Source organism: Nocardia aurea, from assembly GCF_003123685.1.
GTDB classification, from domain to species: domain Bacteria; phylum Actinomycetota; class Actinomycetes; order Mycobacteriales; family Mycobacteriaceae; genus Nocardia; species Nocardia aurea.
This window is the reverse complement of the sequence record NZ_QCYJ01000179.1, coordinates 1-568: the sequence shown is the minus strand read 5'-3', so window position 1 is coordinate 568 and position 568 is coordinate 1. Positions and strand designations below refer to the sequence as shown.

Sequence of the window (568 nt, the reverse complement as noted above, 5' to 3'; positions counted from 1 at the left end):
CTCCGCCGGACGCGGCCGATCCACCGGCAACACGAGCTGGTCCGGAAGCCCCGCGAGCTCCGCCGACCAGAACGCCAGCTGCCCGTCCCCGACACTGTCCAGCAACACCCGCTGCCACAGCGCGTAATCGGCGTACTGCACCGGCAACGGCGTCCAGTCCGGCGTCCGTCCCTCGACGCGGGCCGCGTAGGCGCGGCTGAGATCACGTCCCAGCGGGGTCATCGACCAGCCGTCGGCGGCGATGTGATGCATCACCAGCAGCAGCACGTGCTCTTGCTCGCTGAGCGCGAACAGCCAGGCCCGGACCGGCGGCTCACCGGCCAGGTCGAAGGCGTGCCCGGCGGCCTGCTGGATCCGCGCCGCCAGGTCCTCTTCCGTACAAGTGACGACCTCGACATCCGGCCGGGTCTCGACGAGCCGCTGGTACGGCACGCCACCGGTCGCGGGGTAGATGGTCCGTAGGCTCTCGTGCCGGTCGGCCACGTCGCCGATCGCGGCGATCAGCGCCTGCCTGTCGAGGTTTCCCGACCACCGCACCGCCACGGGAATCGTGTAGGTGGCGCTGGGT

General features: G+C 71.1%; 1 protein-coding gene. It reads right to left on the bottom strand.

Going from position 1 to position 568, the window contains the following annotated elements:
- On the bottom strand, nt 1-568 hold a 568-nt coding region (locus DAT37_RS43575; protein WP_157979013.1), incomplete at both ends, for a condensation domain-containing protein.